The sequence below is a fragment of the Pseudomonas sp. NPDC088444 genome, assembly GCF_044900175.1.
GTDB lineage: Bacteria > Pseudomonadota > Gammaproteobacteria > Pseudomonadales > Pseudomonadaceae > Aquipseudomonas.
This window is the reverse complement of sequence record NZ_JBJDNK010000001.1, coordinates 526,838-548,839: the sequence shown is the minus strand read 5'-3', so window position 1 is coordinate 548,839 and position 22,002 is coordinate 526,838. Positions and strand designations below refer to the sequence as shown.

At 60.0% G+C, this 22,002-nt stretch carries 20 protein-coding genes; 15 read left to right on the top strand and 5 right to left on the bottom strand.

The window, feature by feature from the left end:
* Positions 1 to 57: 57 nt before the first annotated feature.
* The 10 genes from ACI2KB_RS02770 (at position 58) to ACI2KB_RS02725 (ending at position 13,324) form a co-directional block, all read left to right on the top strand.
* Positions 58 to 1,557 carry a CoA-acylating methylmalonate-semialdehyde dehydrogenase gene (locus ACI2KB_RS02770; protein ID WP_404631143.1) on the top strand — a complete coding sequence of 500 codons (1,500 nt, stop codon included), beginning with the start codon at positions 58 to 60 and terminating at the stop codon, positions 1,555 to 1,557.
* A 126-nt stretch (positions 1,558 to 1,683) separates the two neighbouring features.
* Positions 1,684 to 3,615, top strand: coding sequence for a 3D-(3,5/4)-trihydroxycyclohexane-1,2-dione acylhydrolase (decyclizing) (gene iolD, locus ACI2KB_RS02765; protein WP_404631141.1), 1,932 nt, complete (start codon positions 1,684 to 1,686; stop codon positions 3,613 to 3,615).
* A gap of 81 nt (positions 3,616 to 3,696) precedes the next feature.
* A complete protein-coding gene (locus tag ACI2KB_RS02760) occupies positions 3,697 to 4,716 on the top strand; it encodes a Gfo/Idh/MocA family protein (protein ID WP_404631139.1) in 1,020 nt (339 codons plus the stop codon).
* Positions 4,717 to 4,979: 263 nt separating this feature from the next.
* The gene (locus tag ACI2KB_RS02755) at positions 4,980 to 5,201 is read left to right on the top strand and encodes a hypothetical protein (RefSeq protein WP_404631137.1); all 222 of its coding nucleotides are present in this window, start codon (positions 4,980 to 4,982) and stop codon (positions 5,199 to 5,201) included.
* Between the two features lie 58 nt (positions 5,202 to 5,259).
* On the top strand, positions 5,260 to 6,189 hold the full coding sequence (locus ACI2KB_RS02750) for a sugar ABC transporter substrate-binding protein (RefSeq protein ID WP_404631135.1): 930 nt from the start codon (positions 5,260 to 5,262) through the stop codon (positions 6,187 to 6,189).
* A 72-nt stretch (positions 6,190 to 6,261) separates the two neighbouring features.
* Complete coding sequence (locus ACI2KB_RS02745) at positions 6,262 to 7,830, top strand: sugar ABC transporter ATP-binding protein (RefSeq protein ID WP_404631133.1); 1,569 nt, start codon at positions 6,262 to 6,264, stop codon at positions 7,828 to 7,830.
* A 73-nt stretch (positions 7,831 to 7,903) separates the two neighbouring features.
* Positions 7,904 to 8,929 carry an ABC transporter permease gene (locus ACI2KB_RS02740; protein ID WP_404631725.1) on the top strand — a complete coding sequence of 342 codons (1,026 nt, stop codon included), beginning with the start codon at positions 7,904 to 7,906 and terminating at the stop codon, positions 8,927 to 8,929.
* Between the two features lie 369 nt (positions 8,930 to 9,298).
* Entirely contained in the window at positions 9,299 to 9,703 is a 405-nt protein-coding gene (locus tag ACI2KB_RS02735; RefSeq protein ID WP_404631131.1) for a TraR/DksA family transcriptional regulator, read from the top strand.
* Between the two features lie 196 nt (positions 9,704 to 9,899).
* A complete protein-coding gene (locus ACI2KB_RS02730; RefSeq protein WP_404631129.1) occupies positions 9,900 to 11,537 on the top strand; it encodes a methyl-accepting chemotaxis protein in 1,638 nt (545 codons plus the stop codon).
* 320 nt (positions 11,538 to 11,857) lie between these two features.
* Positions 11,858 to 13,324, top strand: coding sequence for a T6SS phospholipase effector Tle1-like catalytic domain-containing protein (locus tag ACI2KB_RS02725; RefSeq protein WP_404631127.1), 1,467 nt, complete (start codon positions 11,858 to 11,860; stop codon positions 13,322 to 13,324).
* A 41-nt stretch (positions 13,325 to 13,365) separates the two neighbouring features.
* On the opposite strand, the gene ACI2KB_RS02720 is transcribed toward ACI2KB_RS02725, so the two are convergent.
* Positions 13,366 to 13,608 carry a DUF2789 domain-containing protein gene (locus ACI2KB_RS02720; RefSeq protein WP_404631125.1) on the bottom strand — a complete coding sequence of 81 codons (243 nt, stop codon included), beginning with the start codon at positions 13,606 to 13,608 and terminating at the stop codon, positions 13,366 to 13,368.
* Between the two features lie 337 nt (positions 13,609 to 13,945).
* Between ACI2KB_RS02720 and ACI2KB_RS02715 the strand changes: the two genes are divergently transcribed.
* Positions 13,946 to 14,413 (top strand): hypothetical protein, encoded by a 468-nt coding sequence (locus ACI2KB_RS02715; RefSeq protein ID WP_404631123.1) that lies wholly within the window; start codon positions 13,946 to 13,948, stop codon positions 14,411 to 14,413.
* A gap of 27 nt (positions 14,414 to 14,440) precedes the next feature.
* Here ACI2KB_RS02715 and ACI2KB_RS02710 read toward each other — a convergent pair whose 3' ends face one another.
* The 3 genes from ACI2KB_RS02710 to ACI2KB_RS02700 all read right to left on the bottom strand — a co-directional run bounded on the left by ACI2KB_RS02710 (position 14,441) and on the right by ACI2KB_RS02700 (position 18,235).
* Positions 14,441 to 16,576 carry a TonB-dependent receptor gene (locus ACI2KB_RS02710; RefSeq protein ID WP_404631121.1) on the bottom strand — a complete coding sequence of 712 codons (2,136 nt, stop codon included), beginning with the start codon at positions 16,574 to 16,576 and terminating at the stop codon, positions 14,441 to 14,443.
* A 205-nt stretch (positions 16,577 to 16,781) separates the two neighbouring features.
* Complete coding sequence (locus ACI2KB_RS02705; RefSeq protein WP_404631119.1) at positions 16,782 to 17,168, bottom strand: DUF2946 domain-containing protein; 387 nt, start codon at positions 17,166 to 17,168, stop codon at positions 16,782 to 16,784.
* A gap of 173 nt (positions 17,169 to 17,341) precedes the next feature.
* Positions 17,342 to 18,235: a LysR family transcriptional regulator gene (locus ACI2KB_RS02700; protein ID WP_404631117.1), complete on the bottom strand. Its 894-nt coding sequence runs from the start codon at positions 18,233 to 18,235 to the stop codon at positions 17,342 to 17,344.
* Between the two features lie 140 nt (positions 18,236 to 18,375).
* Here ACI2KB_RS02700 and ACI2KB_RS02695 point away from each other — a divergent pair, with 140 nt between their 5' ends.
* The 4 genes from ACI2KB_RS02695 to ACI2KB_RS02680 all read left to right on the top strand — a co-directional run bounded on the left by ACI2KB_RS02695 (position 18,376) and on the right by ACI2KB_RS02680 (position 21,625).
* Complete coding sequence (locus ACI2KB_RS02695) at positions 18,376 to 19,221, top strand: alpha/beta fold hydrolase (RefSeq protein WP_404631115.1); 846 nt, start codon at positions 18,376 to 18,378, stop codon at positions 19,219 to 19,221.
* Between the two features lie 55 nt (positions 19,222 to 19,276).
* Positions 19,277 to 20,023: an SDR family NAD(P)-dependent oxidoreductase gene (locus ACI2KB_RS02690; protein WP_404631113.1), complete on the top strand. Its 747-nt coding sequence runs from the start codon at positions 19,277 to 19,279 to the stop codon at positions 20,021 to 20,023.
* A 66-nt stretch (positions 20,024 to 20,089) separates the two neighbouring features.
* Positions 20,090 to 20,728, top strand: a complete 639-nt coding sequence (locus ACI2KB_RS02685; protein ID WP_404631111.1) for a glutathione S-transferase — start codon at positions 20,090 to 20,092, stop codon at positions 20,726 to 20,728.
* A 144-nt stretch (positions 20,729 to 20,872) separates the two neighbouring features.
* Positions 20,873 to 21,625, top strand: coding sequence for a carbon-nitrogen hydrolase family protein (locus tag ACI2KB_RS02680; protein ID WP_404631109.1), 753 nt, complete (start codon positions 20,873 to 20,875; stop codon positions 21,623 to 21,625).
* 18 nt (positions 21,626 to 21,643) lie between these two features.
* Here the strand turns inward: ACI2KB_RS02680 and ACI2KB_RS02675 are convergent, their stop codons facing one another.
* A complete protein-coding gene (locus tag ACI2KB_RS02675) occupies positions 21,644 to 21,967 on the bottom strand; it encodes a carboxymuconolactone decarboxylase family protein (protein WP_404631107.1) in 324 nt (107 codons plus the stop codon).
* Positions 21,968 to 22,002: the final 35 nt, after the last annotated feature.

Sequence of the window (22,002 nt, the reverse complement as noted above, 5' to 3'; positions counted from 1 at the left end):
CGTATTCGCCAGCAAGCCGGCTCCCACAGAGGCGTAACCCATTTGAAGGAACTGAACATGAGCTACACCCCGATCATCGGCCATTACATCAACGGCCAGGTACAGGACGCCGCCGAGCGTTTCAGCGATGTTTTCAACCCGGCGACCGGTGCCGTGCAGGCCCGGGTTGCGCTGGCCGAACTGAAAACCATCGACGAGGCTGTGGCCGCCGCGCAGGCCGCCTTTCCGGCGTGGGCCGATCAATCGTCGCTGCGTCGCGCACGGGTGATGTTCAAGTTCAAGGAACTGCTCGACCAACACCATGATGAACTGGCCGAAATCATCTGCCGCGAACACGGCAAGGTGTTTTCCGACGCCAAGGGCGAAGTGGTGCGTGGCATCGAAATCGTCGAGTTCGCTTGCGGTGCCCCGAGCCTGTTGAAAAGCGATTACAGCGACAACATTGGTGGCGGCATCGACAACTGGAACCTGCGTCAGCCATTAGGCGTGTGCGCAGGCGTCACGCCGTTCAACTTCCCGGTCATGGTGCCGCTGTGGATGATTCCCATGGCGCTGGTCACCGGTAACTGCTTCATCCTCAAGCCGTCCGAGCGCGACCCTTCGGCGTCATTGCTGATGGCCCGTCTGCTGAAACAGGCCGGTCTCCCGGACGGCGTGTTCAACGTCGTACAAGGCGACAAAGTGGCGGTGGATGCACTGCTGCAACACCCCGGCATCGAGGCGATTTCTTTCGTTGGTTCGACGCCGATTGCCGAATACATCTACCAGCAAGGCACCGCAGCCGGTAAGCGTGTTCAGGCATTGGGCGGGGCGAAGAACCACATGATCGTCATGCCGGATGCGGATCTGGATCAGGCCGCCGACGCTTTGATCGGCGCGGCTTACGGTTCGGCAGGCGAGCGCTGCATGGCGATTTCCATCGCCGTGGTGGTGGGCGATGTGGGCCAGAAACTCATCGACAAACTGCTACCGCGCATCGACTCGCTGAAAGTCGGCAACGGCATGAACAAGGACTCGGACATGGGGCCGCTGGTGACGGCGGTGCACAAGGCCAAGGTTGAGGGTTATATCGATCAGGGCGTCAAAGAGGGCGCGAAGCTGATCGTCGATGGTCGCAACTTCAAAGTACCGGGCGCCGAGGGTGGTTTCTTTGTTGGCGCGACGCTGTTCGATGACGTCACCACTGACATGACCATTTATAAAGAAGAGATTTTCGGCCCGGTGCTGGGCATCGTCCACGTGTCAGATTTTGCTGCGGCTGTGGCGCTGATCAACGCCCATGAGTTCGGCAATGGCGTGTCCTGCTTCACCAGCGACGGCGGTATTGCCCGCGCCTTCGCGCGCAACATCAAGGTGGGCATGGTTGGCATCAACGTGCCGATTCCGGTGCCGATGGCCTGGCATTCGTTCGGCGGCTGGAAGCGCTCGTTGTTTGGCGATCACCATGCGTATGGCGATGAAGGGCTGCGGTTCTACAGCCGCTACAAGAGTGTGATGCAGCGCTGGCCGGACAGCATCACGAAAGGTGCGGAGTTCAGCATGCCGACGGCGAAGTAATGCGATCTCCCTGTTGAAATATGATCGTTCCCACCCTCCGCGTGGGAACGATCATTCGCCAGCAGGCCGGCTCCCACAATGAGCCTCACCGATTCAGGACACCTCCAATAACAACAAGGTGCAAGCATGACCACGACACGATTGACCATGGCCCAGGCTTTGGTGAAGTTTCTCGATAACCAGTACGTCGAAGTCGACGGCGTGCAGAGCAAATTCGTCGCCGGAGTGTTCACCATTTTTGGCCACGGCAACGTTTTGGGGCTGGGCCAGGCGCTGGAACAGGACAGCGGCGAGCTGATCGTGCATCAGGGCCGCAACGAGCAGGGCATGTGCCACGCCGCCATGGGCTTCGCCAAGCAGCACCTGCGGCGCAAGATTTACGCCTGCACCTCATCGGTGGGACCGGGCGCGGCGAACATGATCACTGCCGCAGCCACGGCGTCCGCCAACCGCATCCCGTTGTTGCTGCTGCCGGGTGATGTCTACGCGACCCGCCAGCCGGACCCGGTGCTGCAACAGATCGAACAATCCCACGACCTGAGCATCAGCACCAACGATGCCTTCAAGGCGGTGAGCAAATACTGGGACCGGGTCAACCGCCCCGAGCAATTGATGAGCGCCGCGCTGAACGCCATGCGCGTGCTCACCGACCCGGCCGAAACCGGCGCGGTCACCCTGGCCTTGCCGCAAGACGTGCAAGGCGAGGCTTACGACTACCCCGATTCGTTCCTGCAAAAGCGCGTGCACCGCATCGACCGTCGCCCGCCGACCAAAGCGATGTTGAACGACGCGCTGACCCTGCTCAAAGGTAAACGCAAACCGTTGCTGATCTGTGGCGGCGGCGTACGTTATTCCGGCGCGGCGGCGCAACTGCAAGCCTTCGCAGAGCGCTTCGGCATCCCGTTCAGCGAAACCCAGGCGGGCAAGAGCGCCATTGTCTCGGCCCACCCGCTGAACATGGGCGGGGTCGGCGAAACCGGCTCGCTGGCGGCCAATACGCTGGCGCGCGAGGCCGACTTGATCATCGGCGTCGGCACTCGCTACAGCGACTTCACCACCGGTTCCAAATCACTGTTCCAGAACCCGGACGTGCAATTCCTCAACCTCAACGTCGGCGCGTTCGACGTGCAGAAACTCGATGGCGTGCAAGTGCTGGCCGATGCGCAATTGGCGTTGCAGGAATTGGCGGACGGGTTGGGTGACTATCGCGCGCAATGGGGCGATGCGCCTCGCCAGGCTCGTGCGGCGCTGGATGCCGAGGTGGATCGTCTGTATGCCGTCGAGTATCAGACTCAGGATTTCGAGCCTGAAGTCCCCGGTCATCTGGACCCACAAGTGCTGCGTGACTTCATCGAGATGACCGGTTCGTGCCTGACCCAAAGTCGCGTGCTGGGTTTGCTCAATCAGCAATTGCCGCAAGACGCGGTGATCGTCGCCGCCGCGGGCAGCCTGCCCGGCGATTTGCAGCGTGCCTGGCGCAGCACCAGTGTGGACAGCTACCACGTCGAGTACGGTTATTCGTGCATGGGTTACGAAGTGAACGCTGCCCTGGGCGCGAAGATGGCCGCGCCTGAGCGTGAGGTCTACGCGCTGGTCGGCGACGGCTCCTACATGATGCTGCACTCGGAGCTGGCCACCTCGATTCAGGAGCGACGCAAGATCAATGTGGTGCTGCTGGACAACATGGCGTTTGGTTGCATCAACAACCTGCAGATGGGCAACGGCATGGGCAGCTTTGGCACCGAGTTTCGCTATCGCAATCCCGAAACCGGCTTGCTGGACGGCGAGTTTGTGCCGGTGGATTTCGCCATGAGCGCGGCAGCCTATGGCTGCAAGACCTACAAGGTGAAAACCGTCGAAGAGCTGGAAGCGGCGCTGGCCGATGCGCGCAAGCAAACCGTGTCGACGCTGATCGACATCAAGGTGCTGCCCAAAACCATGATTCACGGCTACCTGTCGTGGTGGCGTGTGGGTGTGGCCGAGGTGTCGACCAGCGAGAAGACGGCTGAGGCGTATCAGCGGCAGGTGGCGATGTTGGCCAGGGCCCGCAAGTACTGACTTGCGCACTTCTGCATGAAACCGAACGGCATTGGTAAACGCGATTCGTTGTGGGAGTCGCGTATGGGTAAAGGACTGTTTATGAAAATCGGACTCATCGGCTACGGCAAAGGCGGGCGCTTCTTTCATGCGCCGTTGCTGGCCAGCCTTGCGGGCGCGACGTTTGCCGGGGTGGTGACAGCCTCCACCGAACGTCGCCAGCAACTGCATCAGGACTACCCCAAAGTCCCGGCCTTCGACACCCTGGCTGATATGGTGGCCGCAGGCGTCGACGCGGTGGTGATCTCCACGCCGCTGGCCTCCCGCCGCTCGCTGATCCTTGAAGCCATCGAACTGGGCGTGCCCGTAGTCAGCGACAAACCTTTCGCCCCCAGCGCCCAGGACGCCCAAGCGCTGGTGGACGCCGCCGAAAGCAGAGGCGTGCTGCTGGGCGTGTACCAGAACCGCCGCTGGGACTCGGATTTCCTCACCGTGCGCAAACTGATCGAGCAGGGTGTGCTGGGCGACATCACGCGGTTCGAGTCCCGGGTCGAGCGCTACTCGCCCTCGTCGGTGGGCAAGGAAAGCGGCGGCGGGATTCTTCTCGATCTGGGCAGCCACCTGGTGGATCAGGCGCTGTTGCTGTTCGGCCCGGTGAAGCGGGTGTACGCCGAACTGGAATTTGCCACGCCTGAACAGAAGGTCGATCACGGCTTTTTTGTGTCGCTGATTCATGCCAGCGGTGTCACCTCGCACCTGTGGGGCAATTGCCTGCAAAACGCTCAAGGACCACGGTTTCGGGTCAATGGTGCAAAGGGCTGCTATACCGTTGAAGGCCTCGATGGCCAGGAAGCCCAGGCGCTGGCCGGACTCTCGCCCAAATCAGAAGGCGAGCGCTGGGGCGTTGAGGAGCATCGGCGTTGGGGCTGGTTCGAACAGGGTGAGCATCGCGAGCGTGTACCGTCCGAGCGTGGCTGTTGGCCGCAGTTCTATCGCCAGTGGCAGGCCGCGGTGATGAATCAGGGGCCAAATCCCGTGGATGCGCGGGATGCGGTGGCCTCGGCCAGAGTGCTGGATGCGGCACGAACCAGCGCGTTAGAGGGCCGGGTGATCGAGATCTAGCAGGCACACCAGCGATTTAAATTGTGGGAGCGAATGAATTCGCTACCTCAGGACTGTGATCCGTCTGTTTATAAGTGGCAATGCGCGGAGAAACAATCAAAATAGAAATAAATTCTAAAATTTGTTGAAGTAGAAATTATTTTCCAATAGAGTCGTTTTCAGGTTGCCGATGCTCGACGTCCAGACCTGCTGTCGGACCTTTCCGACACCGAGTCTGGCGAACGAAACAAAAAACAAGAAAGCCAAAAAGACAGGTACCGTCGATGAACATTTTCAACAAAGCCGCCAAGGTTTGCCGTTCCGCATCACGTTCTCTGCTTGCTCCCACCCGCGCCTTGTCGCGTCTGACCCCTGATCGCTTCCTGGAAATCGCTGCCCGCGTGCTGTGCGTCGAGAGCCGTGGCGTGATGGTCTGCGGTTCAGCGGGCGCGTCGGTGGCCCATTTCCCCAGCCCACAGTTTTCCAGTCAACACACCAGCCTTTGAACACTTGCAGTCGTTAGCCAATTCACTACAACAACAAGAATTTGGAGAAAGACCGTTCATGAACACCAAAGCCCGTTTTACCTCTCTGGCACTGGCCCTGATGCTCGGCAGCGGCGCCACACTGGCCGCTGACCTGAAAATCGGTGTGGCCATGTCGCAATTCGACGACACCTACCTGACCTACATGCGCGAAGACATGAGCAAGAAGGCCAAGGACATGGGGGATGTCGACTTGCAGTACGTCGATGCTCGCAACGACGTCAACAAACAGCTCGACCAGATTCAAGAGCTGATCGGCAAGAAAGTCGACGCCCTGATCGTCAACCCTGTGGACACTGCTGCCACGGCCCGCATCACCAAAGCCGCCACCGCTGCAGGCATTCCGCTGGTCTACGTCAACCGCCGTCCGGATGATCCGAAACTGCCCGCAGGCGTTGCCTCGGTGACCTCCGACGACAAGGAAGCAGGACGCCTTCAGGCGCAGTACATCGCCGACAAACTCGGTGGCAAGGGCAGTGTGGTGATTCTGCTGGGCGAGCTGTCGAACAACTCCACCCGTGACCGCACCGAAGGTGTCAAAGAGGTGCTGAAAAAATACCCCGATATCAAAATCGCCGAAGAACAGGAAGGCGCCTGGGGTCGGCAGAAAGGCATGGACATCACCAACAACTGGCTGACCCAGGGGCGTGACTTCAGCGCGGTGCTGTCCAACAACGACGAAATGGCCATTGGCGCGTCCATGGCGTTGAAACAGGCAGGCAAAAAGTCGGGCGACGTGCTGGTAGCGGGTGTCGACGGCACGCCGGATGGCCTGGCGGCAGTGAAGAAGGGCGATCTGACCGTTTCAGTATTCCAGGACGCCAAAGGGCAGGGCGAAGGCTCCATCGATGCGGCTGTGAAGATGGCCAAGAAGGAAGCGCTGCCTCAGCAGGCCATCGTGATTCCTTTCAAGCTGATCACGCCGGACAACGTCAGCACCTTCAAATAACGTTCACATCACGACAACTGACCGGTTGCAGAGCACGTCTCTGCCGCCGCGTCACTTGAGGAGCCTGTGACCATGTTCGCTTCCGCTACTGCGACAACCGCCACCGTATCTGACACCCCGCCTGATCGCGCTGCGACCGCTGCCGAGAATCCCTACCTGCTGGAAATTACCAACATCAGCAAAGGCTTTCCGGGCGTGGTCGCGCTGGACAATGTAGAACTGCGCGTACGGCCTGGCAGCGTGCTGGCGCTGATGGGCGAGAACGGGGCGGGCAAGTCCACCTTGATGAAGATCATCGCGGGCATTTACCAGCCTGACACCGGCGAGATTCGCCTGCGCGGCAAACCGGTGGTGTTCGACACCCCGCTGTCGGCGCTGCAATCGGGCATCGCGATGATTCACCAGGAACTCAACCTGATGCCGCACATGAGCATCGCCGAGAACATCTGGATCGGCCGCGAGCAGCTCAACGGGCTGCACATGGTCGATCACCGCGCCATGCATCGCTGCACCCAGGAATTGCTGGACCGTCTGCGCATCGACCTCGATCCCGAAGAGCACGTGGGCAATCTGAGCATTGCCGAACGGCAGATGGTCGAGATCGCCAAAGCGGTGTCCTACGACTCCGATGTGCTGATCATGGACGAACCGACCTCGGCCATTACCGAGAAAGAAGTGGCCCACCTGTTTTCGATCATCGCCGACCTGCGTGCGCAGGGTAAGGGCATCATCTACATCACGCATAAAATGAACGAAGTGTTCGCCATCGCCGACGAAGTGGCGGTGTTTCGCGACGGGTCCTACATTGGCCTTCAACGCGCCGACAGCATGGACGGCGACAGCCTGATCTCGATGATGGTGGGGCGTGAGCTGACCCAGTTGTTTCCGGAGCGCACCTCGCCGATTGGCGATCTGTTGCTGTCGGTACGCGACCTGACGCTGGACGGGGTTTTCAAGGACGTGTCGTTCGATCTGCACGCTGGGGAGGTGTTGGGCATCGCCGGGCTGATGGGCTCGGGCCGCACCAACGTGGCCGAAACCATTTTCGGGATTACGCCGTGCACTCGGGGCGAGATTCGTCTGGACGGCGCACCGATCAACGTGGTCGATCCGCACTTCGCCATCGAAAAAGGCTTCGCGCTGCTGACTGAGGACCGCAAGCTGACGGGCCTGTTTCCGTGTCTGTCGGTGTTGGAAAACATGGAAATGGCCGTGCTGCCACATTACGTCGGCAAAGGCTTCGTGCATCAGAAAGCGTTGCGCGCGTTGTGCGAGGACATGTGCAAGAAACTGCGGGTCAAGACGCCGTCGCTGGAGCAATGCATCGACACGCTCTCAGGCGGTAATCAGCAGAAAGCCCTGATTGCCCGCTGGCTGATGACCAACCCGCGCATCCTGATTCTCGACGAGCCGACCCGGGGTATTGACGTCGGCGCCAAGGCGGAGATTTACCGCTTGATTTCTCTGCTGGCCAGCGAAGGCATGGCGGTGATCATGATTTCGTCGGAGTTGCCAGAAGTATTGGGCATGAGCGACCGGGTCATGGTCATGCACGAAGGCGAAATGATGGGCACCCTCGACCGGGCCGACGCGACGCAGGAACGCGTCATGCACCTGGCGTCGGGCAATTCGATTCACTGATGATCCGCTTGCCAACGGCCTGGCCTTCCGACAGGAAGCAGGGTCGGAACAAGAATAAGAGGCACGTATGAAGATGAACGCGATTCTGGACAACAACAAACCCGCTGCGGCATCGACCCGGCACAAACGGCGGATGCCGACGGAACTGAGCATCTTTCTGGTGCTGATCGGTATCGGCCTGATCTTCGAGATTTTTGGCTGGGTCGTGCGTGACCAGAGCTTTCTGCTGAACTCCCAGCGTCTGGTGCTGATGATTTTGCAGGTGTCGATCATCGGTCTGATCGCCATCGGTGTGACGCAAGTGATCATCACCACGGGGATCGACCTGTCTTCGGGTTCTGTGCTGGCGCTGACCGCCATGATTGCTGCCAGCCTCGCGCAGTCGTCGGATTACACCCGAGCGGTGTTCCCCTCGCTGACCGATTTGCCGGTGTGGATACCGGTCATCGCGGGGTTGGGCGTCGGGTTGCTCGCAGGGGCGATCAACGGCAGCATCATCGCCATCACCGGGATTCCTCCCTTCATCGCGACGCTGGGCATGATGGTGTCGGCCCGTGGCCTGGCGCGTTACTACACGGGCGGCCAGCCGGTGAGTATGCTCAATGATTCGTACACGGCCATCGGGCAGGGCGCGATGCCGGTCGTCATCTTTCTGGTGGTCGCGGTGATCTTCCACATCGCCTTGCGTTACACCAAGTACGGCAAATACACCTACGCCATCGGCGGCAACATGCAGGCGGCACGCACCTCCGGGATCAACGTCAAGCGTCATTTGGTGATCGTGTACAGTATCGCCGGGCTCCTGGCCGGTCTGGCGGGGGTGGTCGCTTCGGCCCGGGCTGCCACGGGGCAGGCGGGGATGGGGGTATCGTATGAACTGGACGCCATCGCGGCGGCAGTGATCGGCGGCACCAGTCTGGCCGGTGGGGTGGGCCGTATTACCGGCACGGTGATCGGTGCGCTCATCCTCGGTGTGATGGCCAGCGGCTTTACCTTCGTTGGCGTCGACGCCTACGTGCAGGACATCATCAAGGGCCTGATCATTGTCGTTGCGGTGGTGATCGACCAGTACCGCAACAAGCGCAAGCTCAAACGCTAGCCTCTGTGTCGTATGCGAAAAGGGCCTGATTTCAGGCCCTTTTCGTTTTTTGGTCCGGTTGAACCGATGGGAATAGGGACGGTCAGACGTCACCACAAATTTAGGTGACTGCTACAGGGGAATGCGTCGGCGCTAAGACACAGGTTGAAACTCCGGTTTGGCTCAACGCCACCGGGGATTTGGGGGCTTGTTGAGCGAATCTTGTTCAATTATGTTGCCGAGTACGACACCCGGCCTTAGACTGCCGCCCCTCGTAAATTGAGTGCCAAGTGGCGCCTGGAGACGATGGCGCTGGCGATCTCGCTTTTACAATCGGGCCAAGGCGCTCCCTTGATTCGCCTTAATGCACGTTTTTTTATAGAGAAATCAATGACCAAGGAAAAGTTGCTGGCGATGCCGGCCGATGACTACATGAACGCCGAGCAGCACGCCTTCTTTCAGGCCCTGCTGCAGTCCATGAAGGTGGAAACCCACGAGCGCATCGAGCAGAGCCGTATCGCTATCGAAAGCCTGGACAGCCCGGCTGATCCGGCCGACGCCGCCTCTGTGGAAGAAGAGCGTCACTGGTTGGTCAATGCGATCGAACGCGATCAGCGCCTTTTGCCTCAACTGGAAATGGCCCTGGCCCGTATTGCGGACGACACGTTCGGCTGGTGCGACGACAGCGGTGAGCCTATCGGACTGAAGCGCCTGCTGATCAGCCCGACCACCAAATACTGCATCGAAGCCCAGGAACGTCACGAACAGATTGATCGCCACCAGCGTCAAGCCTGATTCGTACACCCGATGCACCAGCCCGGCTGTCTTGAACGAGACAGTCGGGCTTTTTGTCGCCTGTGATTTGCCATGCGCTTGCGAGACTGACGGATGCGCTGAAATCCGACCGACTACCACCAAGGGCTCATGGCGCATGGCCGCTATCTGACGTTTAATGCTTTCAAAATAATGATAAGCAGGGTGGGTCAAGGATATGGCGATCAATGGCAGTCACACAGGGGCGCTCCCTTCGTACGCAGAACCGGTGAGCGCCGCGTCGTCGCGTGCTTCTTCGGGCTGGTGGACACCCGCGTTGCAGAGTCTTGCGCTATGTCTGCTGTTTGCGGCCATGGCGTGGGGCGAGGTTCCGGTCTACGGGTGCCTGCCTCTGGCACTGTTGAGCCTGTGGCTGCCTCGCGTGCTGGTTTCCCGTTCGATCCCCACCCCTGTCGAGAAACAGGACGACGCCCTTGAGCGGCTGACCCGTGACCTGTCGCGCAGCACCAGCCATAACGCATTGTCGGCGGCTGCCGTGGCTTTTTCGGTCAAGCAGTTGGCGAGCCGCTTGCAATCCCAGGTGAACGCCGCCGAGCAGATCGTCAGCAGTGCCGACGTGATGATTACCACCGAACGGGCCACATCCTCTCTCAGTCAGCAAGCGCTTGGCGCCGCCAGCGAAGTGCGACAGAGCAGCGACTCGGGTCTGGTGGTGTTGAACGAGTCTATCGCCCTGATGCATCAGCTCAGCGAGCGCGCCGACAGCAGCCGACAACTGATCGAGGCCCTTAGCCAGCGCAGTGAAGATATCCAGCGAGTCACGGCGGTCATTCAGTCGATTGCCAGCCAGACCAATTTGTTGGCGCTCAACGCCGCCATCGAAGCGGCTCGAGCGGGCGAGCATGGCCGGGGATTTGCCGTGGTCGCCGACGAAGTGCGTGGTTTGGCAGGGCGTACGGCAACCGCTACCGGAGAAGTGGGCGAAATGGTCGCGGACATCCAGCAGCGCACCGCGCAAGTAGTCGAGCAGATTCGCCAGCTTTCCGGGGATCTGAACGGCGGTGTCGAGCAGGTCGAGATGACCGGGCGGCAACTGGCGAACATTGCGCAACTGGCGGCAGGTGTCGAAGGGCAAGTGGGTAAAATCGCCACGGGGGCCGAGACCAACCAGACGCAATTGAGCAGCCTGTTCGTCGCTGTCGAGCAGATGCGCAGCGACCTGGCCATCAGCGATGACCAGACCCGCCACCTGGCGCAATCGGCGGTGCAGATGGAAGGGCAGGCGGAAACCATCAGTGAGCGTCTGGCGCAAGTGGGGCTGGATGACTACCACCAGCGCGTCTACGATCTGGCGCGCGAGGGGGCTGCTCAGATCGCGCGGCAATTCGAGCATGACATCGATCAGCGGCGCGTCAGCCTTGACGACCTGTTCGACCGTCACTATCAAACGATCCCCAACACGTCTCCGGCCAAGTATCAGACCCGCTTCGATCGGTACACCGATCAGGTGCTTCCGGCCATTCAAGAGCCGTTGCTCAAACGCCACGAAGGTCTGGTATTCGCCATTGCCTGTACCCAGCAGGGCTATGTACCCACGCACAATCAGGCCTTCAGCCAGCCGCTGACGGGCGACGTTGCAATCGATACCGTGCATAACCGTACCAAGCGCAAGTTTGACGACCGTACGGGCATTCGTTGTGGCAGCCATCAGCAACCGGTGCTGTTGCAAACCTACACGCGGGACACGGGTGAGTTGATGCACGATTTATCCGTGCCAATTCTGGTCAAGGGCAGGCATTGGGGTGGCTTGCGGCTGGGCTACAAGCCCGACAGTACGCGCCCGCGGTCCGCTTGAATAGTTTCGGAATGTGACCAGGAGCAGGGTACGCCCCTGCTCTTTCGTTATGTCGGGTTACGAATAATTGAGGAGAAACAATATTTAATTATTGTTTTAACGCATCTTTTTAGTTTATGTGTGCCAGACATCTGCAGCGATTTGATGGTTTGTTGTAGGAGATTTTTGTTGAGGATGCTGGCCGGTCTGATATTTGAGTAGGTCTTTTCTGAAAGTGTGAAGCCTGTATTGACGAAGTCGTATGTGCACGCATTCTGTGAGTTATATGACCAGATATTAATTATCTGGGCTTCAAATGAAACTCGCAGGTGAATTTATTTATGACGACATTGCATTCGGTAACAGGCTCTAGCGGCGTCATTGGGGCGCTGGATGTGACCGTTCGAATCGGTGTGTTTTTCGACGGCACGGGTAATAACCGCATTAACAGTCAGATCGGTGCTGACTGTCAGGCCATGGCTGAAGTTTACAATGGCGCGCATATCAAAGAATGCGGCGGCCGACACACTGATCCTGGCAGCAGCTACAGCAACGACTTGACCAACATCGCCAGACTCGCAGACCTCTATCGCGATCAGCCTGTCGCCCGAAACGACGGGCAGGGCCTCAAGGTGTATCGATCCGTTTATGTCAGTGGCATCGGCACTAAGTCAGGGGGGCGAGATTCCCGTGTTTCAGGGCAGGGGTTCGGGCGTGGAAATACTGGTGTCGTCGCCAAGGTGTCCCGGTGCATCAAGAAGATTGATGACGTGCTCAAGGCATTTGAAGATTGCAACCCGGGTTGCGTGATAGGCGCTCTGGAGTTTGATCTGTTCGGGTTCAGTCGGGGGGCCGCGGCGGCGCGTCATATGGCCAATGAAGTACTCAAACAATCGGGAGGTGCGTTGGACCCGTTGCTAAGAAAACGTCGGTCACTGTTAGCTGCGGGGTTTTCCTGGGCTTCCCACTGTGTACGTTTGAAGGTGATCGGGCTGTTCGACACCGTCGCGGCGGTCGGTGGATGGTCCGATCTGGGCAATGTGCGGGACGAGATGAATGCGCGGGTTAACCTGTTCCTGCCTCCCGGGTGTGCGCAACAGGTGCTGCATCTGGTGGCGGGGGATGAGCATCGACGCAACTTTGCCTTGAACCGCGTCGCACCTGACTGGCCTCGGGAGGTTGTCCTGCCCGGCAGTCACTCGGACATCGGTGGAGGCTATCACCCGCAGAGCGTGGAATCCGTCTCGTTGACCCGCCCCCGGCGCAGCCTGGTCAGCGCCAATACGCCCTATGACGCCACGGACGCCTGGCTTCAGACGCATGCCGAACTCGATTCGCTGGACGCGCAGCGCTGGATCGACCCGCAGGACGAAAACGCCTCCATCGGTATCGAGTGTTTTGAACGAATGGCCCAACGTGGGCGCGGGATGAAGACTGTCGTGGCAAGTGTGAAGCTGGAGCGCCGTGTGTTCGGGCATTTGTCACGGGTCTATTTACGGGTCATGCATGCTTTGGCGTGTGATGAAGGGGTGCCATTTCGACCGATTCCCGACGTGGCCGATCTGAACGTACCGTTGGAGTTGAAAAGCATTGCTGAAAAATTGCTGGCGTACGCGCGCGGTCTGGATGTGTCGTTGACTGCCGATGAAATGCAGATGCTGTATCGGCGTTACATCCATTGTTCAGCGCACTGGAACGCATTCATCGGGCGGAGTGGGGCCCTGGTGGACAGCCCGTTTATCCATGCTCCGGCCGTTGGCGGTCGCCAGCGCTTTGCGCATGTGAGTCAGCCGGGCTACCCACTCTGACGACAGGCGACCCGGGGGAAGGTCGCCTTGTCAGACGGCTCTCATCGTTGGCTGGCGGGATGCAAGCGCTCGTTAAGGTCGTCCACCACAGGTGCCCATTCAGCATCGACTTGCAGTTCTTCTTTAAGAAAGCGTGCCTGCTGAGGCGTCCAGAACTCGGCATCGATCAGTTTTACATCGGCGGGCAGCCTGTGCTGGCTGATGAACGCATCGATACTGGCTTCGTCTGACGCCAGCCCCAATTGCTCGAACAGTGTAGCGAGTGTGGGTGCAGTGGTTTCCATGTCATCTCCCGGTGGGTCTGTGACCCCGTCTGATGGGGTGAGTTGTCAATGCTGTGTTGCATGTGAGTCGTTTGATCGTGCGAGAGTTCGCGACATTTGCCTGAACGATTCAGCGTACGTGTATCGGGTGCAGGAACGATTGCACACAGATTTTGCAGCCATGTCGTGTACAAATAACGCGGGATTGCGGACGAAAGGCATATATCCCGTATAGACTCTCAGCCGGTAGAATCCATGTTCATGCCCGCGCCCGGCTTCCGGGGCGCACCGTTTTCTTGTCTTTATCCTTGCCTGGCCGGTTGCCGGGCGAGTTCATATCAGGTTGGGAGTTTGTACATTGGCCGTCAGTAATCTGGATACCCATGCGTTATTCGTGCTTGGAGACTTGCGCGCGAAGCTGGTGAAGCAGTTCCAGGCACGTTTCGTTTATATCATCGAGCAATCCCCTGAAGGCATTTACATGTCTGAAATCGACACCGAAGCTGCGATGGTGGTCGATGACAAGCCGCGTCTGGAGCTCAAGGTCGGCGATCATTTTCGCGCTGCCGTGTTGCCGAGCCGTGAAGGCGGCAAGTTCGAGATTCGCTTTCGTGAAATCAGGATGACCATCTACGGCCTGGGCGAATATGCCTTTGTCGATGTCCCGGAAGGTCACGGCATCGTGTTCAAGGAATCCAATACGGTGTTCATGGTGTTCGCCGCTCATGAGCAGATTCAACAGGGTCTGAGCAAAGTCCTCAAAGCCGCCACTGCGAAGGCTGCGAAATGGCGCAAGGGCGAACTGGTGTTCAAGGCCAGCGAGTGATTCGCCAGCCCTGAAACGTCATCAGGTTCAGAATCGCGTCTGTACAGCCAGCTCGAACGTCCGGGGCTCGCCCAGGTAGTACGCCGGTGATACGTGGGCGAAACGGGCATAGACCTCGTCAGTCAGGTTCCTTATCCGTCCGGACACCGAGGTGTGGGCATCGACCTTGAACGTCAGAAAGCTCCCGTACAGCGTGTAGGACGGCACGGTTTGCGTATTGGCATTGTCGGCGTAAACCGAGGCCACGTAGCGCGCGTCCACGCCGCCTTGCCAGCGTGGTGTGAAGTCATACGTCAGCCACAGATTGGCGACCCGGTCCGGCACGTTGGTGGGGGTATTGCCCTTGCGCGAGACCACGACCCCGGCGGCGTTCTTTTCGTTGAAGTCGTCATACTGCGCGTCGACCCAGGCGACGTTGCCTTCCAGCAGCAACGCAGGCGTGATGCGCAAGGCGCTCGCCAGTTCGATACCCCGCGATGACTGCTGGCCCACCGGAACGGTGTTGGTCGGGTCCAGCGGGTCGGTCACGGCAAAGTCTTTGCGTTCGAGGGTATAGGCCGCAAGGGTTCCCGAACCCCGGCCTTGCAGGTAATCGAACTTGCTGCCGATTTCCCACTGCTTGCCTGTCGAGACGTCGAAGTTCTGCGTCCCGCTGGGCTGCTCGGCGGCCGTGCTGTATTGCACGTAGACGTTGGCATTGGGGATGAATTGCCAGGTCAGTCCGGCACGGCCCGTGACCGGCTGCCAGTCACGACGCAAGTGGCGCGGATTACTGGCCGTCACCACACGATGGTTGGTCACGTCCAGGTCGATGTCGTCGTAGCGCAGGCCGGTTACCAGCGACCATTGTTCGTTCAGGGCCAGGCGGTTTTCCACGAATACGGCTTTGGTCGTCACTTCATTGGTTTTGTCCTTGACGAAACCCTGTCGAGTGCCGGGCAGGTCGTAGAAATGGCCGGGGTCGAAATGGTCCGGGTCCACGCTGTTATTGGCCGCAACGTTCCACGGGTTGTTCGTCGTGCTGTTGACCTTGTATTCGAAGCCTGTGGCCCAGGTCGTGGCCATGCCCAGCAGGTAGCCTTCATGCCGCAACTCGAACTGGTCGCCGCCTTGCGTGCCTTCGTGACGCACCAGATAGGCCGTCGAGCGGTTGATCGCGCTGTTGTCGGCGTTGTACTGGTAAGTCTCCAGGTTGCGGTAGTCACGCTGGCTGTCCAGGTGATACAGCGTGTTGCGTAAGGTCGTGGTGTCGTTGAGGCGGTAGTCGATGATCGAGCGAATCCACTTTGTGCGCTGTTCGTACAGGCCATCCTCGACGTTGTAGTTGCGAAAGCGATTGTGTTTATCGATCTTCAATTGGCCCGCTTTGGGGTTGAGCACTGGCGTGCCCCAGTACGGACTGTTTTCGTGTTCGTCCTGATATTCCAGTGCAAGGGTGTGGGACAGATTCGGCGTGATGTCGCTGAGCAGGGAAAAGGCGACGTTCCATGCATCGTTTTCCTGACGGTCGATGTAGCCGTTACTGGTCGTGTGGCTGACGTCCAGCCGGGCGTAATGCTGAATGTCCGAGGTCGGATCGCTCAGGGCGTGGTTCACGCCAAAGGCGGTTTGCGTGGTGTCGAAACTGCCGTAGCTGACCCGGCCCTCAGCCGATTGTTCTTCGCGGGTCGCCAGCTTGGTGACGTAGTTCAACGAGCCGCCCACCGAGCCTGCGCCGTTCATCACCGATGACGGGCCACCGAGCAATTCGACGCGGTCGTAGATCCAACTGTTGACCGGGCGGGCGAGGCCGGTGGCGACGTTGATGCCGTTGAACATCTGCGTCACCTGGCTGCTGGTGAAGCCACGGTAGGAAATGAATCCGCCGAAACCGGGCGGTGCGCTGGCGTTGACGCCGGGCAGCGCGTTGGCGGCGTCCTGAAAGTTCTGTGCGCCGTGGCGCTCGATGTCCGCGCGGTTGGCGACGGCGATGGAGGCCGGGGTTTCACGCAGGCTCAGTCCCAAGTGGGTCGCGCTGGCGGCGTGTTGTTCAAGGTCCAGGCCGGTGGGTTCGGCGCTTTGTTCGTCGTTGATGGTGACCGCCGCCAGATCGATGGCTGATTGCGCGTAGACGAGCGGGGACAGGCTGCCGATCAGACCGGCGAGCAGGGGGATGCGTTTCATGGTGAAGACCTGAAATGAAGGCGAGTACGGCCCCGGCTTTGCGGATGGCTGATCTACCGCATTGTGAGCAAGCTCGCTCCCACAGGGATTGCGCATACCAGTGGGCGTGAGCTTGCTCACCATGAGGGCAGAACAGACACCCACGAACCATCTGTAGGCCGCGATCAGACGGCCGCAGAGAAGGGCATGTCGTAGCTGAATCAGATCAGGCGAAGGGCGGTGCGCGCGGGTTGGCCGTGGGCCAATGGACAGCGGAAGGGATTTGGGTGGCCGTCACGACCGCAGGCGGCGGACTGTGGGTTTCCGGCAGGATCGCCAGCGTCAGGCTGGAGCTCAGCGCCGGGCCCATGCCGCCGGTGGAGCACAACGGGCAACCGAAGGCTGCGGACAGGGTGGGCAACTTCTGATCGCCCGGTTTGAACGCTTCGACCGTCAGCGCCCGGCCATCGGTGGAGCAGAACTCGCCGCCAATGCCGTTGAGCTGCATCCCGACCATTTGGCCATGGCCGATGCTGCAGGCGAACACGTTGAACAGGACGCAGCAATAGAGCATCCAGGCGATCAGGTGTCGGTCCGAGCGGTTCAGTTTCATGGCGCGGGAATGTATCAGAAGTGATGCGATGAACGGGGTGCGGCAAAAGGGCGCAATCTGTCGCGACCGCCATCTCCGCTTTTGCTCTTGTTCTTTATCCACGATGGCCGAACGCAACCCCAGTCACGTTCGGCGGTGTCTGGTCGCGATGAAACATCCCGACAAGTGCTGAGTTATCTGGCCGCTCGCTTGATCAGTTCGTCCACTCGGGACAGAAACAGCCTGACCAGCGCCGAGCTGTTGTCGCGGCGATAGCCGATCATCAGGTCGATGGTCGGTGGCTCACCGCGCAGAGGACGGCTGGTGACCGACCACGGCAAAAAGTGCTCGGCGTAGGCGGGCAGCAACGCGACGCCGCGCGTCGAGGCGATCAGCGACATGGCCATCGTCAGGTTGTGGATGCGGTGGCTGGGCGTGATGTCGAGACCGGACGCCACGAGGTACTTTTCGATGGCCAGGCGCATCGGGTAGGCGATGTCCGAAGCACCGATGAACACCTCTCCCGCCAAGTCACGCACATCAACGTCCTGGCCGGCGGCCAGCCGATGGTCGCTGGGCATGATCACCACGAAATGCTCTTTGGCGACGCTGATGTAGTTCAGCTCGGGTGTGTTGTGCTCTTCACGTAAAAACGCGATGTCCAGCTTGCCGCGCACCAGTGCTTCGGCAAGGTCAGGGGAATATTGGCTGGACACGGTCATGTCCATGTTTGGCAATTGGTCGAGTAACAGCCGGGTGGTTTCGGGCAGCCAGTCCACTTCGTGTCCGGTGAGAAAGCCCACGGCGAAGACCGGCTTGCCCGGATGTGCGGCCTGGCGTGCCGCTTCGACACCGGTTTCAACCTGTGCCAACGCCAGTCGCGCGTGCTCCAGAAAGGCCGCGCCCGCAGCCGTCAGTTCGATGCCGCGTGCACTGCGCAACAGCAACCGCGCGCCCACCTCATCTTCCAGATCCTTGATCTGCCGACTCAGCGACGGCTGCGAAGTGAACAGGCGCTTTTGCGCCGCCACCGTGACGCTGCCTTCTTCTGCTACCGCGATGAAATAACGCAGATGGCGCAGTTCCATGTTTACGATTCTCGTATGAGTCATGCTTTAAAAGCATGAGGTGGCAGCTTACAAAGTCTTATTCAGCCGAACAAGCGAGGAATAGATTGGCTTCAACGGCAGCGAAACAGCGCTGCACCCTCTGCCCAGCGAGGCCTGTCATGCATACCCATCAGACCGCTCCGACTCACTATATCGATGCCAACGGCATCCGTTTCGCGTATCGCCGCTTCGGCAACCCGCAAGGCATTCCTGTCGTATTGAACATGCACTTCACCGGCACCATGGATCACTGGGACCCACTGGTCACCGATGGCTTGGCGCAAGACCGCGAAGTGATCCTGTTCAACAACGCAGGGGTCTCCAGCACCTCCGGCGAAGTGCCTGCTTCGGTGGAGGAGATGGCGGCCAACGCCGCGCACTTCATCAAGGCGCTGGGCTTGAAGCAGGTCGACGTGTTGGGCTTTTCGCTCGGCGGTCTGGTCGCTCAGACACTGGCGATTGCCGAGCCTGCATTGGTTCGTCGGCTGGTGCTGGTCGGGACCGGCCCGCGCAGCGGAGACGCCATGGCATCGCTGACGCCGGAAGCCGTCGAGGTCTTCACGGCGACGTATGCTCATCCCGATGACCTGTGGCTGGGCGTGTTCTTTACACCGTCCGAGGCCAGTCAGGCGGCCGGTCGCGCCTTTCTCAAGCGCTTCCGCTTGCGCAGCGAAGGCCGCGACCCCGAGGTGAACGAGCGTGTCGCACCGGCCCAGTTGGCCGCGCTGGCCAAGTGGGGCGCTCCCCAAGACACGCCTTTCGACTACCTGGCGGCGCTCCGGCAGCCGACGCTGGTCATCAATGGTGACCACGACGTGATCATTTACTCGATCAATTCCTGGCACCTGCAACAGCACATTCCCAACGCTCAACTGCTGATTTACCCCGACGCCAACCATGGCTCGCAGTACCAGTACCCCGAGCGTTTCGTGAAGCACGTCTCGATGTTTCTGACCGAGCAGTGATTCGCCGTTTTACCCCGATCCTGATTTTTATCGCGTTCAATTCGAGGAACACATCATGAGCAATCTGACTGGAAAAACCGCGCTGGTCACTGGCGCTTCTCGTGGTATTGGTCGTGCCAGTGCGCTGGCCTTGGCCAAGGCGGGCGCACAGGTGCTGGTGCATTACAGCAGCGGCGCGACAGAAGCTCAGGCGGTCGTCGCCCAGATTCGCGCTGAGGGTGGTCGCGCCGAAGCGGTGAGTGCCGACCTGTCCAAAGCGGACGGGCCCCATGCGCTGGCAAAGCGGGTCATCGATATCGTCGGTGCCAGGCTGGATATTCTGGTGGCCAATGCGGGCGTGGCGAGTGCTGCGAGCATCGAAGACACCACCGTCGAGGATTTTGACCGGTTGTTCGCCGTCAACGTCCGCGCCCCGTTCTTCCTGGTGCAGCAGTTGCTGCCGGTCATGCGTGAAGGCAGCAGCATTGTCTTGCTGTCTTCATTGGCCGCTCGTTCCGCAGTGGGCAACCTGGCGGCATACGCCTCGACCAAAGGCGCCATCGATACGCTGGTCACCCATTTCGCAGCAGCCCTTGGCGGGCGAGGCATTCGGGTCAATGCCGTCGCTCCGGGCGTGGTCGACACCGACATGTCGAGCTTCGCCCGCACCGATGCCGGTCGCGACATGACCCTTTCCATGCAGGCCCTGCAACGGGTAGCGCAACCGGACGATATTGGCGGAACCATCGCCTTTCTAGCCTCCGATGCCGCGCGCTGGATCACCGGTGACACCCTGCGGGTCGACGGCGGTTCCAAACTCTGAATCGACTTTCCCTACGCCGAACAGCAACACGCCATCTGATTTTCAATCATTGAAGAGGAACCGATCATGACCACCACGCTTTATCACGCCGCTGGCTCTCCCAATGCGCGCCGCGTTCGTATCTTTATCGCTGAGAAGGGCCTTCACGTTCCGCTGGTGCCGGTGGATCTGGGCAGCAAGGAGCAATTCTCCGACGCCTACAAAACCATCAATCCACGCAGCATGGTGCCGACATTGGTGCTTGCTGACGGCACGTCGATTGCCGAGGTGCCTGCCATCTGGCGCTATCTGGAAGAGGCCCATCCTGAACATCCGCTGCTGGGCAGCACGCCCACGGAAAAAGCGCTGATTGCCATGTGGGAGCGGCGCGTGGAACTGGACGGCTTTGCGGCCGTGATGGAGGCCGTGCGCAATGCCGTACCGGGTCTCGCAGGTCGCGCGTTGGCCGGTCCGCATTTTTACGAGCAGATTCCGGATCTGGCAGCCCGCAGCCGTTTGCGCGTAGTCAACTTTTACGCAGACCTGAACCAGCGTTTGCAGACCGTGCCCTTCGTGGCAGGCGAGCACTTCAGCGCCGCTGACATCACGGCGTTGGCCACCCTGGACTTCGCCAAAGGCGCCCTGAAAATGGCGATTGCCGAGGACCAGACCGCCTTGCAGGCCTGGTACGACACAGTGGCTGCTCGACCGTCTGCATCGGCGTGAATCGTGTTCGACCACCCCTCCGAGACCTGGCGCATGCGTCAGGTCTCGCTCGTGTGTCAGTGCGCGTAATGCAGTCCTTGCCTGTAGCGGCGCATTGAGCGAAAGCGTGATTTACTTCGCTCACATTTCCTGCGCTGATGCCCCATGACCCCTCTCAATCTTTGCGCCGCTCAATACACCTCTATCGCAGGCGATCTCGATGCCAACATCGAGCGCCATCTTCACTTCATGCAATGCGCCGCCCGACAAGGCGTCGAGTTTCTGTTGTTCCCGGAGCTGTCGTTAACCGGCTACGAGCCTGCTTTCGCTCGCGAACTCGCGCAAGGGCCGGATGCCGAGTGCTTACGCCCCTTGCACGAACTGGCGAAAGAAACGGGGATGACGACTGTCGTGGGCCTGCCGCTGCGTCAGCCGGACAGCGAGGCGATCCTGATCGGCGCGTGGGTGTTCGCAGCAGACGGCACGCAGGCGACGTACACCAAACAGCATTTGCATCCGGGCGAAGAAGTGGTTTTCAGCCCAGGTCATGGCGGGTCATTGTTGGCGATGGGGACGGAGCAGATCGCGCTGTCCGTCTGTGCAGACTTCACCCACGCCAGCCACGCGCAAGCGGCCAGGCAAGCAGGCGCCGGAATTTACGCTACCAGCGTGTTGATCAGTGAAAACGGCTACGCCCACGACAGCGCAATGCTGCAAGGCTATGCCCGCGAGCAGGGGTTCGGGGTGTTGATGGCCAACCATGGCGGGCCGTCCGGTGGCTGGGCCTGTGCGGGGCGCAGTGCGTTCTGGTCGCCGCAAGGGGAACGGGTTATCAGCGCTGCCGGGACGGGCGATTGTCTGGTCATCGCCCGTCGACGTCAGGGTGTTTGGGAAGGAGAGGTGGTCCAGGGAGGATAGACACATCTGGGTACGGCATCAGATCTCATTCAACGTTGCATTGGCAATGGCCGATGCGCTGATCGCAGCAGGAAAACCAACGTAGAACGCCAGGTGAGTGATCGCCGTCGACAGTTCTTCAGGCGTGACACCGTTGCTGATCGCCCGACGCAAATGCGCGGGCAATTCGTCGGCATGACCCGCTGCGATCAGCGTGGCGACGGTGATCAGGCTTCTGTCGCGCGGGGAGAGTGCGGGGTCGCTCCAGATCTGTGGATAGAGCGTCGAATCGACGAACGCCGACAGTTTTGGGGTGAAGGCGCGGGCAGCTTCGCGAGGGCTGCTGAAGTTGATGTTCGACATGTGGGTGTGTCCTTTGAGGCGGTGGGTGTGCTGCC